At 56.1% G+C, this 12646-nt stretch carries 12 protein-coding genes; 9 read left to right on the top strand and 3 right to left on the bottom strand.

All coding sequences use genetic code 11. From position 1 onward, the window contains the following. Positions 1-2 precede the first annotated feature (2 nt). The 8 genes from ACWIZX_RS07820 (at position 3) to ACWIZX_RS07785 (ending at position 8714) form a co-directional block, all read left to right on the top strand. The gene (locus ACWIZX_RS07820) at positions 3-1025 is read left to right on the top strand and encodes an alpha/beta fold hydrolase (protein WP_448335368.1); all 1023 of its coding nucleotides are present in this window, start codon (positions 3-5) and stop codon (positions 1023-1025) included. 14 nt (positions 1026-1039) lie between these two features. Beyond that, complete coding sequence (locus tag ACWIZX_RS07815) at positions 1040-2302, top strand: thiolase C-terminal domain-containing protein (RefSeq protein WP_322794234.1); 1263 nt, start codon at positions 1040-1042, stop codon at positions 2300-2302. A gap of 4 nt (positions 2303-2306) precedes the next feature. After that, a complete protein-coding gene (locus ACWIZX_RS07810) occupies positions 2307-2723 on the top strand; it encodes a Zn-ribbon domain-containing OB-fold protein (RefSeq protein ID WP_322794235.1) in 417 nt (138 codons plus the stop codon). Positions 2724-3057: 334 nt separating this feature from the next. Continuing rightward, the gene (locus ACWIZX_RS07805) at positions 3058-4437 is read left to right on the top strand and encodes a substrate-binding domain-containing protein (protein WP_322794237.1); all 1380 of its coding nucleotides are present in this window, start codon (positions 3058-3060) and stop codon (positions 4435-4437) included. Positions 4438-4574: 137 nt separating this feature from the next. Then, the gene (locus tag ACWIZX_RS07800; RefSeq protein ID WP_322794238.1) at positions 4575-5375 is read left to right on the top strand and encodes an ABC transporter ATP-binding protein; all 801 of its coding nucleotides are present in this window, start codon (positions 4575-4577) and stop codon (positions 5373-5375) included. After that, positions 5368-6099, top strand: a complete 732-nt coding sequence (locus ACWIZX_RS07795) for an ABC transporter ATP-binding protein (RefSeq protein ID WP_448335367.1) — start codon at positions 5368-5370, stop codon at positions 6097-6099. The genes ACWIZX_RS07800 and ACWIZX_RS07795 overlap by 8 nt, the downstream gene beginning before the upstream one ends. Continuing rightward, the gene (locus ACWIZX_RS07790; RefSeq protein ID WP_448335366.1) at positions 6096-7589 is read left to right on the top strand and encodes a branched-chain amino acid ABC transporter permease; all 1494 of its coding nucleotides are present in this window, start codon (positions 6096-6098) and stop codon (positions 7587-7589) included. Before ACWIZX_RS07795 ends, ACWIZX_RS07790 begins: the two co-directional genes overlap by 4 nt. Positions 7590-7592: 3 nt before the next feature. After that, positions 7593-8714: a branched-chain amino acid ABC transporter permease gene (locus ACWIZX_RS07785; RefSeq protein ID WP_448335365.1), complete on the top strand. Its 1122-nt coding sequence runs from the start codon at positions 7593-7595 to the stop codon at positions 8712-8714. 58 nt (positions 8715-8772) lie between these two features. On the opposite strand, the gene ACWIZX_RS07780 is transcribed toward ACWIZX_RS07785, so the two are convergent. Then, a complete protein-coding gene (locus tag ACWIZX_RS07780) occupies positions 8773-9846 on the bottom strand; it encodes an alpha/beta hydrolase family protein (protein WP_448335364.1) in 1074 nt (357 codons plus the stop codon). A gap of 223 nt (positions 9847-10069) precedes the next feature. On the opposite strand from ACWIZX_RS07780, the gene ACWIZX_RS07775 reads away from it, so the two are divergent. Next, the gene (locus ACWIZX_RS07775; RefSeq protein WP_448335363.1) at positions 10070-11998 is read left to right on the top strand and encodes a WD40/YVTN/BNR-like repeat-containing protein; all 1929 of its coding nucleotides are present in this window, start codon (positions 10070-10072) and stop codon (positions 11996-11998) included. 12 nt (positions 11999-12010) lie between these two features. Here ACWIZX_RS07775 and ACWIZX_RS07770 read toward each other — a convergent pair whose 3' ends face one another. Together ACWIZX_RS07770 and ACWIZX_RS07765 are read right to left on the bottom strand one after the other, a co-directional pair. Next, positions 12011-12415, bottom strand: coding sequence for a thioesterase family protein (locus ACWIZX_RS07770; RefSeq protein WP_322794244.1), 405 nt, complete (start codon positions 12413-12415; stop codon positions 12011-12013). 46 nt (positions 12416-12461) lie between these two features. Continuing rightward, the coding region (locus tag ACWIZX_RS07765; RefSeq protein WP_448335362.1) for a hypothetical protein at positions 12462-12646 on the bottom strand (185 nt) is incomplete at its 5' end.

Below are 12646 nucleotides of genomic sequence, written 5' to 3'. Positions count from 1 at the left end.
TGATTCAGACCCCGCGTTTGAAAATGCACGTGTTGACCAGTGGAGACCCGGCTGGTGTGCCGGTGATCTTCCTGCACGGCAATTTTTCGGCTGCCCTTTACTGGGAGGAAACCATGCTGGCTCTCCCGCCTGGTTTTCGGGCAATTGCCCCCGATTTACGCGGCTACGGCTGGACCGAAGATGTGCTGATCGATTCCACGCGCGGTTACCGCGATTGGTCGGATGATCTGGCTGCTTTGATGGACGTTATGGGTGTGGAAAAGGCGCATCTGGTCGGATGGTCAATGGGAGCGGGCATCATTTATCGCTTTATTGGCGATTTTCCTGCCCGTGTTCTCAGTGCGACATTGATTTGTCCGGTTTCTCCCTTTGGGTTTGGCGGGACCAAAGGAGCAGAGGGTACGCCGCTGTTCGAGGATCATGCCGGTTCAGGCGGCGGGGTGGTCAATCAGGAGTTTGTCAAACGCATTCAGGCACAGGATCGCGGCAGCGATGATCCCAACTCGCCGCGCAACATCATCAATGCTTTTTACTATGTACCACCTTTCCGTGCCGCACGGGAAGAAGATTTCCTCACGGCTTCCTTAATGGAAAAAACCGGCCCGGACCGATATCCGGGAGATTTCGTCCCCTCACCCAACTGGCCGTTTGTGGCGCCGGGGGTGCATGGACCGGTTAACTGCTGGTCGTTGAAATACCTCAAACAGGATGTGCCTGACCTGCTGGCTGCTCAACCCAAACCGCCCGTGCTGTGGATGCGCGGCAGCCATGACCTGATCGTTTCCGATACCTCTTTCTTTGATATTGCCAATTTGGGCAAGCTGGGTTATGTGCCCGGTTGGCCCGGCGATGAGGTTGCTCCACCCCAGCCAATGCTGCAGCAAACCCGCGCCGTACTGGAAAAGTACACTGCCGCCGGCGGTTCATTCGAGGAGCATGTCATCGAAAATACAGCCCACAGCCCGCACATTGAAAAACCGGATGTGTTTAACGCTTTGTTCCACCAGTTCTTAAAGAGAGCCTGAAGGGAGATGGATTGATGACAAAAAGGAAACTTGGGCGAGGTGTAGCAGTCATTGGCGCTGGCATGAGCAAGTTTGGCTGCTACAACGGCATGGCAACCCGCGATCTCTTTGTTGAGGCCTATCGTGAGATGCTGGCTTCGGTTGACCGCGGTTTTGACCCGCGGGACATTGAAGCCGTTTACATTGCCAACTATTCAGCGGATCTGTTCGAAGGACAGGCGCACATGGCTCCACTGATGACGGATTGGGTGGGACTTTCGCCCCGCCCGGCAACCCGGGTGGAGGATGCGTGTGCCAGCGGTTCGGCAGCTTTACGGCAGGGGATGCTGGCAGTGGCTTCCGGTTTGTATGATGTGGTCATGGTAGGCGGGGTGGAAAAGATGAGTGAACTGCCCACCGAAAAGGTGACCGATACGCTGGCGACCGCCTCGGATGTGGTCTATGAAGCCGCAGTGGGTTTTACCTTCCCGGCGCTTTATGCTGCCATGGCAACTGCCTACCTGCATGAATATGGCGCCGACCCGCAGGTATTTTTGCAGGTGGGTTACAAAAATCATGAGCATGGCGCTTTGAATCCCAAGGCTCAGTTTGGGCAGCGCATTCGTGAGATTATGGAAGCCCGCAAAGCCAGCGCGGCCCGAAAAGGATTACCGGTACCGGAATGGAACGACGAATTTGAATTCCTGCGCGATCCGCGTGCCAACCCCTACATTGCCTGGCCGCTGCGCCTGTACGATTGCTCACCCATTTCAGATGGGGCAGCAGTGGTGCTGCTGGTGAGCGAGGAGATTGCCCGTCAGTTCAGCGATGCTCCACTTTACATCATCGGCAGCGGGCAGGCCAGTGATGCCGCTACCCATGACAGGGCCACGCTGACCTCTCTGCCGGCTGCGCGCCGGGCTGCTCAGCAGGCGTATGAGATGGCAAACATTACCCCGCAGGATGTGGGGGCTGTCGAGGTGCATGACTGCTTTACAATTGCGGAAATCATTGCCAGCGAAGATTTGGGCTTCTTTGCGCCGGGTGAGGGTTGGAAAGCAGCCGAGGATGGGGTAACTTCCTTGAAAGGAACGCGCCCCATTAACTCCTCCGGCGGACTGAAATCCAAAGGCCATCCGGTAGGTGCCTCGGGTGTCGGGCAGGTGGTTGAAATCTGGCATCAACTGCGGGGTGAAGCGGGTGAACGGCAGATTCCCGGCAGCCCGGCGATTGGATTGACCCACAATGTGGGCGGTACCGGTCAAACCTGCGTGGTGAACATCTTTGAGCGGAGATGACAGGATGAGCGAGAGCGAAGTATATACCCATCAGTTTGCCAAACATCTTGCTGAAAAACGTCTGGTTGGCTCGCGCTGTAAAGCCTGCGGACGTGTTTTTCTCCCTCCGCGCATCTGGTGCCCCAATTGTCAAAAGAACGAATTGGAAGCGTATGAATTTAGCGGCATGGGAAAACTGGCAGCGTTTACGGTGGTATATGTTGCACCAAGCGCCATGCTGGCAGCCGGTTATGACCGCAAAAATCCCTACTGTGTGGGTGTGGTAGAGTTAGAAGAAGGCGAACGCATCCCGGCACAGATTTTCGGAGTAGATGTGAATCGTCCAGAAGACATCCGTATTGGAACACCGCTGCGGGCGGTTTTTGTCGAACGCGGCGAGGGTGAAAATAAAGCCACCGTCTTGGGTTTTGAGGCGCAGTGAAAATGAGCACAGTATGGGTCAATCGGGTTGACCTGTATCATGAACTGCGTGGAGCGGCGGCTGGTGAGGTGCTGGTGCTTTCCAACGGGATATGGATAAGCACTGCCACTGAAAAAACCGACCATCTTCAATGCCCTAATTCTGGGTTTTCTGCGGCAGATTCAAGGGCAGGTAATGGATGTTTGAAAAATATATCCATCAGACTGGCCAGATCATTATTCTGGCGCATAAGGAGGTGAACAGGGATAGAAAGGTTGAGCAGAATAAACAGGTTCTACTGACCCTCTGTGTAGTCTAAAAACTTTCCATTTCAATTGATCCGAAGGAGAAGAAAATGAAAAGGTTGTTAACCATTTTGACCGTGCTGATCCTGGCATCTCTGGTGCTGGGTGCCTGTGTGCAGCAGGTAACTCCCACCGTTGAACCAACCCAACCGCCCGCCCCTACCCAGGCGCCTCCCACCCAGGCTCCGACCAAAGCACCCGAACCGGTGCAAACCGAAGAACCGGTGGTGGAACTGGGTCCGGTGCTGAAGATTGGGCAAATCGGACAGCTATCCGGTGCGCTGGCGTTGTACGGTTTGCAGCAAACCCGCGGGTTTGAACTGGGGTTGGAATATGCCTCCGGCGGTAAGAAGGATGAAGCCGGCCGCTACATCATCGCCAACCGCCCGGTGGAAGTGCTGGTGCGAGATGACGAAGGCAACCCCGAAAAAGCCGTTCAACTGGCGCGCGAACTGATCGAAAAAGACGGTGTTGAGATTATTCAGGGCCCGTCCAGCTCGGCTTCGGCAGCCGCACTGACCACGGTTGCGCTGGAAAACAAAATCATCCTGATGGTTGACCCGGCCGCTTCGGCGTTTATCACCGGTCAGTATTTCAACCCGTATGTTTTCCGCACTTCACGCACCAACTACGATGATGTGCTGGTGATTGCCAAGTACCTGGTCGAAAATGTTGGCACCAAGTTTGCCCACATTGGCATTGATAATGCCTTTGGGCGCGGTTCGGGTGCAGCCCTGGCTTACGCTGTTGGTCAATACGGCGGCGAGGTGGTTGCCGATATCTACGCGCCGTTTGAAACGACCGACTTCACCCCCTACATCCAGCAGGCAATGGATTCGGGCGCGGACTGCCTGTTCCTGACCTGGGCCGGCACCGGCTATGTCACCCTTTTCCAGCAGCTGGCTGACCTTGGCGCACTGGATGAAATGCAGGTGGCCACCGGCTTTGGCGATAACGCCTCTTTCGCGGCGGTTTACGGTGCCGCGGTTGGGCAAATTGGTTTGAATGTCTATCATTACACCGCCGCCAATACCGAAATTAATAAGTGGCTGACCGAAAAGCACCTTGAAAAATACAATGAACCGCCCGATTTGTTCACTGCCGGCGGAATGGCCTCGGCATTGGCGCTGGCGGCTGCTCTGGAAAAAACCGGCGGGGATGCTTCGGGAGATGCCATGATTCCGGCGCTGGAAGGGTTAAAATTTGAAGGGCCGAAAGGCACCTACTACATCCGCCCGGAGGACCATGTCTGCCTGCAGCCGATGAACATCCTCAAACTGGTGGACATCAACCCGCCGCTGGATGACAAGGGCCGTCCAACCTACAAATTCTTTGAAACAGTCTATGTGACCAAGTACGATGAGCTGGCCGTGCCCTGCACGTTGACCGGCGAATACGAATCGCGCTGCGGCAACCTGCCGCGTCCGTAAAGTGCGGGTTTGGGGTTTGACTGCCCTGAGACGGGCTGAAGAACCCACTTTCAATCAATGGGTGACAGCCGCCGGTTGAAGTGCGGCTGTCACCAAACCCATCCAACTTCTATCCTTATTCGTGAAAGGGACCTTCCATGACCGTTGAAGGGGAGATCCTCCTCGAAGCCAGAAATTTACGCAAGGAATTTGGCGGGTTGGTCGCCGTGGATGATGTCAATATCCAGATCCGCGAGCGGACGCTGCATTCCATCATTGGGCCGAATGGAGCGGGCAAAACGACCCTTTTCAATCTGTTGAGCGGGATGATGCGTCCCACCCGCGGGCAGGTGTTTTACCGCGGACGGGATATCACCAACCTTCCGCCGCATCGCATTGCTCATCTGGGTATTGGGCGTTCGTTCCAAATTACCAACATCTTTCCGCATCTGACCGTTTTGGAAAATATCCGCCTGGCTGCCCAGGCATTGGGAAAGGATAATTTCCGCTTGCTGCGGCCGGCACGCAGTTTCCGGCAGTATGAGGAAAAAGCATTGGCTGTGGTGCAACGGGTTGGCTTGCAGGGCCGCGAATTTGACCTTGCCCTCAACCTGCCGCATGGCGACAAACGTAAACTGGAACTGGGCATCATGCTGGCGGGTGACCCGCAATTGCTGCTGCTGGATGAACCGACCGCCGGCATGTCCTCCGAACAGGTGCCGGCACTGCTGGAGGTCATTCATTCTATCATGGCGGATGGCGACAAGACCATTGTGCTGGTTGAACACCGTATGGACATGGTGATGAGCATTTCAGACCGTATTACGGTGATGCATCAGGGGCAGATTCTGGCGGAAGGCACCCCGCAGGAAATTGCTCGCAATCAAACCGTGCAGAGTGCCTACCTGGGTGAGTTGTACGGCGACCTTACCGCCGATCTGGAGGGTAAAGATGGATAGCGAGAATATTCTGGAAGTGGAATCCATCCACACCTTCATCGGTCAGTTTCATATTCTGGAAGGGGTTTCGCTGCAGGTGCCACGCGGCAGTATTACGGTGCTGCTGGGGCGCAACGGTGCCGGAAAAACCACCACGCTCAAGTCCATTTTAGGCCTGACCCCGCCAAGGGAGGGAGTGGTGCGTTTCGATGGGGTGGAAATTCAAGGTAAACCCGCTTATGAAATCGCAGCAATGGGGATTGGCTATGTTCCCGAACACCGCGCAATTTTCCGCAATTTGAGCGTGGCAGAAAACCTGAAAATCGCCGAGCGGAAAAAAGGCGATCTGGATCGCAAAGCGGATTTTATTTTCAATCTTTTCCCGGACTTGAAGCGGCTTTACCGTTTGCCCGGCAATCATCTTTCCGGCGGGCAGCAGCAAATGCTGGCGGTGGCACGCGCACTGGTAGCCGATAACAAATTGTTGTTAATTGACGAACCCAGCGAAGGTCTTGCTCCAATTTTGATTGAACAAATGATGGAAGCCATCCGCAGCCTGAGCGCGACTACCACCGTTTTGCTGGTGGAGCAGAACTTCATCATGGCCAGTCAGCTGGCGGAAAATTATTACATTTTGGACGACGGAAAAACAGTACATCAGGGAAAGATGGCCGATTTGGTGCAGGATAAAGAATTGATTCACCGGATGCTGGGAACGGCCATGCGCAGCGGAGGTGCTGGATGATACAGCGAAATTTTTGGCGGGATAATGCTGCTCTGCTTGGGGTGGTGCTGATTCTGGCTGTGCTGGGAGTTGTCGGTTATACCAGCATGGGACAAACCGCGTTTGTGCGTACCACCCTTTCCGGGCTGACGCTGGGTGCGTTGTTTTTTATGGTTGCGGCCGGCCTGACGCTCATCTTTGGGCTGATGGATGTGCTCAATTTCGCCCATGGCGCGATGTTCATGCTGGGGGCTTATCTGGGCTGGCAGTTCTTTACAAACCCCACGTTTTTGTTCGGGCTGGCTCCGCTGATTCTGGCGCTGCTGGCGGGGTTGCTGCTGGCGCCTCTGTTTGTTTGGCTGTTTGGTAAAGTTGAATTGCCCGAAGCCGTGCAAAAATCGTTGCCGGGCTTGCTGGGGCTGGCGGGAATTCTGGTTGTGTTTTTCGCCGCTCGCGGGTTGGATATCCTCGATCTGGCCAAGACCGCTATGGTGGCGGCCATGACGGCTGCCGACCCGCTGGCTGAAGCCAGCCCGCAGGAGGCCTTGAGCATCTTCTGGCTGCGGACGGCGGGGATGTTCATTGCCGGTGCGCTGCTGGCGGTGGCGACCTCCCGGCCGGGTGACAAAACCCGTACGGTTCATCCTGATCAGGTGCGGCGTGCGCTGATTGGCAGCGCGGTGATGGTTGTGATTACCATCCTTGCCACCCTTTACCGTGAGGCTGCCCCGCGGGCCGTACTGATGTGGGATGCCAACCTGCGTTTCTTTGCTGCCCTGCTGGTGGGGGCGTTGTTGGGCGCGGGGATTGGCGGAGCGATTGAAATTACCCTGATTCGGCCTTTGTATGTTCGCCCCATTTATCAGGTGATTGTTACGCTGGGACTGGCGTATGTGCTGCGTGAAGTCATTCAATTGCTGTGGCAGCCGTTGGCTTATCAGATGAGCCGCCCGCCGCTCTTTTCACAGCCCGGCAAGGCTGAAAACATCTTCGAGTGGTTCCGCACCAGCTCGGTAACCGTGGACGTGCTGGGTGTTACTTTTCCCAGTTATCGTCTTTTCATCATCCTGCTGGGGGTGCTGATGCTGGTCGCCTTAGCCCTGCTGATGAACTACACCCGCCTCGGCATGGTCATTCGGGCGGGGGTGCAGGATCGTCAAATGGTGGAAGCGTTGGGCATCAACGTCCAGCGAGTGTTCACGCTGGTGTTCATGCTCGGGGCTGGTTTGGCAGCACTGGGCGGGATTGGCGCGGCACCCTTCATCCCGGTGCAGCCCAATATGGGAGATGCCTTCCAACTGCAGGCCTTCATCGTGGTGGTGATTGGCGGCATGGGCAGTTACGGCGGCGCAGCTATCGGCGCGCTGCTGCTCGGGCTGGCGCGTGCCTTTGGGGATTATCTGGCTTTGAAGTACAGTCTTTCTCCGGCAATTGCCGAAGCCTCGACCGTGATCATCATGGCAATTGTGCTGCTGGTGCGCCCGGCCGGCCTGTTCGGGAGAAAGGAGTAGCCCATGCAAACGAGCAAAGCTGAAACCCAACCGGTATCTTTTCAACGGACATCGCTGTTCAACCGCCTGCGTCAGGAATGGGTTGGTGTGCTGGTCTTGCTGCTGCTGGCTGGCTTTCCTTTCCTGTTTGCGTGGTTCAGCGGCACATCCGTAACGGACGGCCCCAGTCGCTTCTGGCAGGGACTGATGATCACTTTCTTCATCATGGCAGTATATGCCATGAGCTATGACCTGCTGATCGGTTACACGGGCATCCTTTCTTTTGGTCATGCCGCCTTTTTTGGCGGGGGCGCCTATACCATGGCCTTGTGGTTGACCCACGCCATGCCGTCCATCTCCAGCCGTTACCGCATCACCCTGCCCGGTGGGGCAAATATCACTGAAGTGCTCCTCTTCATGGTCGGAATCCTGCTGGTGGTGCTGGTGGTGACTCTGTTGGGGCTGTTGTTCAGCGCTGCTTCGGCACGCGTGCGGGGTGTTTACTTTGCCATGATCTCGCTGGCAATGGCCGAGTCGCTGCACATCCTTTCCAAGGCAACCGATTTCGTGCGCTGGACGGGCGCGGATGAGGGTTTACACGGTGTGCCGGTGCCGGCCTGGATTAACCCGACCCAGAACCGATTGCTGTTTTACTTTATAGCGCTGGGGTTTGCGCTGCTCATGTATTTGATCATGCGGCGGATTGTGGATTCGCCGGCCGGACGGGTATTTGTTGCCATTCGCGAAAACGAATCGCGGGTGCGCATGATCGGCTTCAATCCGGTGGTCTTTCGTTCCATCGCTTTTGTGACGGCTGCCATCATTGCCGGTCTGGCGGGCGCACTCTTTTCCTTGTGGAATATGTCCGCAACACCGACCATGACCGGAGCAATTATGACCATCAACGCGCTGATCATGACCATCCTGGGCGGAATCGGCACGCTGATTGGGCCGATTTTAGGCGCCGGTCTGATGCAGATTGTCGGTCAGTTTTTCTACCAGTGGTTCGGCCCACGCTGGCCGCTGGTATTCGGTCTGATTTTCATTGCCCTGGTCATCTTCCTGCCCTATGGTGTGATCGGCACGTGGCGGCAGAAACAGCATGCCGTAAAGCAGACCATCCGCAAGATGTTTGGCAAAGGCTGAATCGGCGGAAAGGATGGATACATCTTTCCCCTTGCCGGTCAAGGCAAGGGGAAAATTATTATTCGGCTAATTTTGTGCTGGTTTGAGTCTGCTGCATAAAGGACGGGCTGTCGGCAGCGGCTAAGTTGGTATGCTCCAAAGCATCCAGCCGGTTGAGCAAAAAGTCCGCCACCCGTTCACCAATCGGGCGGGCGTAAAAGGCAACGCTGGCATGCCCGCAGGGGAACCACAACAGACGCGGTTTTTGCCAGGCCTGCCACAGTTTGCGCACATTTTTGGGGGTGATAATCGGGTCGTGCTCGCCGCCAACCAGCAACACCGCCTCGCGTGGCAGGGCGGGTTTGAAGTTACCCGGCGAGAGCATGTACCACCATTTTTCGAGATCCACCGGATACACCCCGGCTTCCTGCAATTCTTTGCGGATTAACCGAAAGGAAAAACCGGCGAAGATGATGTTGGCCAGTGAAGCCCCGCCCAACAGTGAAACCAGAGCGAAGGGGCGGTCATCCACCACACCAGCCATTAATGAAGTAAACGCTCCCAGACTCAGGCCGCCAATGGCAACCGGTTTTTTCTGCACCTGCGTCACCCAGCTGATCATTGCCCGCAAATCCAAAACCCCCTGCCGGAAAGATTGGATGGTGCGCTGCACATCCGCGCTCAATCCATACTGGCCGCTCCAGCTGCCGCGCGGGGCGCGCTGCATGTGATAGGGCAGGGCAAGGTAGTAAACATCCAACCCGGCGCGTGCCGCCGGTTCGGCAAACCATTTGAGCGGGGCAAAGGTGTTCATCTGGTAGCCGTGCAGCAAAATCAGGGCTGCGCTGGATTCGCCCTCGCTTTGCAGGTCGGCCATACCATGAACGATGTTGTTCTCCGGTTGGGGGGATTGGAAGAAACTGGGAAAGCGAAAGCGGGCATGGGTTCTCCCGTCCAGCCAGCGGTGGACGGAGTCAAACTGCAGCTCCGGCGGAGTCGGCGGGATCGAGTAGAATACGCTGGGGTCTTGTGGTTCGGTCGGGGCTGTTTCCCAAACGTTGCTGTGGAATTGGGGACTGGCTGCCAGCAGGCGCAACGAGCCGAGTGTGACCTCGATGAAATTATCTATAAAATGTGCAAACGTACGGTTCAAGGTAAATTCCGATCTAAAAATTGGTGTTGGTTCGAGTATATCCTGTTTTTGGGAGAATGCGGATTTCTCGAAACGCAATTACAGGGTTTTGCCAAATAACGAAAAGATGCGCCGGTCATCATCCTGAACCGGGGAGAAACAAATTCATGGGCAGTCTCGCCAGTCGGCTTGAAAATTGCAACGAATTCAAAGGTGGAAAGATTGAGATTCTGAGGATCATGCCATGCTGAAAAAGTGCATCATCTGGTTGATGCTGGTATTCTGGTTGGGATGCGTGCATCTTATCCGTCCAATACAGGCCCAAACTGCCATGGAAGAACCCGGCCGCATCTTCTTGCCGTTGATCAGCCGAATGGAGGAAGAAGTCTGGCTGGGTCCGGAAAGTGCAGATGTGGTGACCATTGCTTATGACCGCCGGGTGGAAGACCGCGTCTATCTGGGTACGTGGGGTGCGGGTGTGTTTGTCAGTTATGACGGTGGGCTTTCGTGGCGGCGAAGGAGCAGCGGGCTGGGGAATTTGTACATCCAACGGCTGGCTGTTGATCCGCAGCATGCCGATGTCGTGTATGCCGGCACCTATGGCGGCGGCGTTTATAAAACCGTTGACGGCGGTTGGAACTGGTACAACATCGGTCAGGGGATGATGAACGGGGCAATTGTGTATGGGCTGGCGGTGGATCCTCAACAGCCTGAGCGTGTCTATGCTTCGGTGCGGCCCGTCAACCGCAGTGAATCACCCTGGGGCGGAGTGGTCTATCGCAGCACGGACGGCGGACAAAACTGGCAGGCCGTGTTGCAAAACATTGGCGGCAGCGCAGTTCAGGACTGGGTTTATTCGCTGGCGGTTGATCCGCAAAATCCGCAGCGGGTGCTGGCAGCCAGCCATGAACACGGAGCCTACCGCAGCCTGGATTTTGGCGGTTCGTGGCAGCCCGCCAGCAATGGCGTTACTGATCTTTCCGGGCGGGCGGTGGCTTTTGACCCGCGCGGCAGAATTGCCTATCTGGGAGTGTGGCATCGCAGCGGCGAGTACAAAACGCTCAACGGCGGGGATGACTGGTTCTTGCAATCCAACGGATTAAGCGGTTCAAAAATCTATGACCTGACGGTCAATCCGCGCAACCCAAATCAACTGCTGGCGGCTACCTTTATGATGAATTTCTCGGATAGCGAGCGCGGGGTGGCGCGCAGTGACAACGGCGGTGAGATATGGGTCAAATCCGGTTTGCAGCCGTATTCTATCTACACGGTGGCGGTGAATCCATTCAACGGCAATGAAGTGCTGGCCGGCACGGTGGATTATGGTGTATTCCGTTCCACCGATGGCGGTAAAACCTGGACGGCGCGCAATCAGGGTTTGCTCAATACCACCGTAACGGATCTGTTGATTGACCCGCTTTTGCCTCAGGTCTGGTTTGCTGCTGTGCAGGGACGGGGTGTTTTTCGTTCGCCGGATGGGGGCATCCATTGGGAGGAGTACAACACGGGAATGGAATCGAGGACGGTTTACAGCCTTGACTGGGATGCTCGCCACCCAGGCCGATTGCTTGCGCTGGCCCCCGATGGATGGCTGGCGGCAAACAGCGGCGGGGAGGGTGTCTGGCAGGCAATTGATCTGGCGGAGGCGGAAGTTACCCGTCTTGCCAATCTTGCAACGGTCAGCGGGCAGGTGCAACTTCCGCCGCGGCCCGGTTTTGAAATGGAAACAGGTGAAACTGAAGTTGCTTCCAACGGGCAGGCCGCATTCCTGGAATTTTTGGGATATGCCGCGCTGACGACTGAGGGCGAAATGGTAGTAAAAGACGACTTGCCGGCTGGAATCAGCGTGTTTGCCTTGCTCCGGGAACCCGGCGGTGTGTTGCTGGCCGGGACAAGCGATGGTATTTTTGTGCAACAACCAGGCGCAGAATGGCAAGTTGCTGGCTTGAATGGTCAGGCGGTGGTGTCGGTTGCAGTTCATCCCCTGAGCAGCGATTGGATTGCAGCCGCCACTCCCTCACAGGTCTGGTTGAGTCGCGATGGGGGCATTACCTGGCAGGCGCAGCCAACCGGCCAGGAGGTGGAGGGTATTCGCGGGGTCTGGTTTGACGGACAGGGCAGCCTGCTGGTCAGCGTCAGTGGTCAGGGCATCCTGCGGCTTGCTGTGCCCTGAAGCGGGCAGGGTTCACTTGCGGATGCGCAGCGTTTTTTCCGCGAGCCGTTCGTCGAAACGACTGCGGTCAATCATAAAACGTTCGTGTTCGCCTTCGGCTATTTTTTCAACCTCGTCCCACGCTTCAACTTTAAAGCGCAGCCGGCGGCCGTCCACTTCCATCAACTCCGCACAGAAACGCACCTGCATCCCAACCGGTGTGGCGGCCAGATGACGGACATTAACACAACTGCCCACACTGCCCTGATTTTCTTTCAGATGGGGCAGCAGGGCTTGATGAGCCGTCCTTTCCAAATAGCCGATTAAGCGCGGTGTGCTCAACACCGGCGGGAAACCTTCACCGGCTGAAAAGCGGGCGGTATCGCTTTCCTGAACGGTTATGGTGATTTCTGCTTTCAATCCGGGTTCGATACTCATGCCTGGTAACTCTCCTGAACAACGACTCAATTTAATCATAGTGCGTTTATTTTACCCGATCCGCTTCGCAGAGCGTGTTGCAAAACTCCACCGCCAGAATGAATGGCGGGGTAGGTGGTTTTCTCAAAGTTCTTTGACGATCCTGAAGCTTTGAACCGAAACTTGAATTGTGGTGAAACGAACCCCCTCCCACCTCCCCCAACATCGCGTTGGCGATATTGGGGGAGGTGC

This window comes from Bellilinea sp. (genome assembly GCF_053501535.1).
This window is presented reverse-complemented; position numbering and strand designations above follow the sequence as displayed.

What these genes read in the sequence shown, in the direction of transcription:
- ACWIZX_RS07815 (WP_322794234.1), top strand. Translation starts at nt 1,040, where the DNA reads ATGACAAAAAGGAAACTTGGGCGAGGTGTAGCAGTCATTGGCGCTGGC.
- ACWIZX_RS07810 (WP_322794235.1), top strand. Translation starts at nt 2,307, where the DNA reads ATGAGCGAGAGCGAAGTATATACCCATCAGTTTGCCAAACATCTTGCT.
- ACWIZX_RS07805 (WP_322794237.1), top strand. Translation starts at nt 3,058, where the DNA reads ATGAAAAGGTTGTTAACCATTTTGACCGTGCTGATCCTGGCATCTCTG.
- ACWIZX_RS07800 (WP_322794238.1), top strand. Translation starts at nt 4,575, where the DNA reads ATGACCGTTGAAGGGGAGATCCTCCTCGAAGCCAGAAATTTACGCAAG.
- ACWIZX_RS07795 (WP_448335367.1), top strand. Translation starts at nt 5,368, where the DNA reads ATGGATAGCGAGAATATTCTGGAAGTGGAATCCATCCACACCTTCATC.
- ACWIZX_RS07790 (WP_448335366.1), top strand. Translation starts at nt 6,096, where the DNA reads ATGATACAGCGAAATTTTTGGCGGGATAATGCTGCTCTGCTTGGGGTG.
- ACWIZX_RS07785 (WP_448335365.1), top strand. Translation starts at nt 7,593, where the DNA reads ATGCAAACGAGCAAAGCTGAAACCCAACCGGTATCTTTTCAACGGACA.
- ACWIZX_RS07775 (WP_448335363.1), top strand. Translation starts at nt 10,070, where the DNA reads ATGCTGAAAAAGTGCATCATCTGGTTGATGCTGGTATTCTGGTTGGGA.
- ACWIZX_RS07770 (WP_322794244.1), bottom strand. Translation starts at nt 12,415, where the DNA reads ATGAGTATCGAACCCGGATTGAAAGCAGAAATCACCATAACCGTTCAG.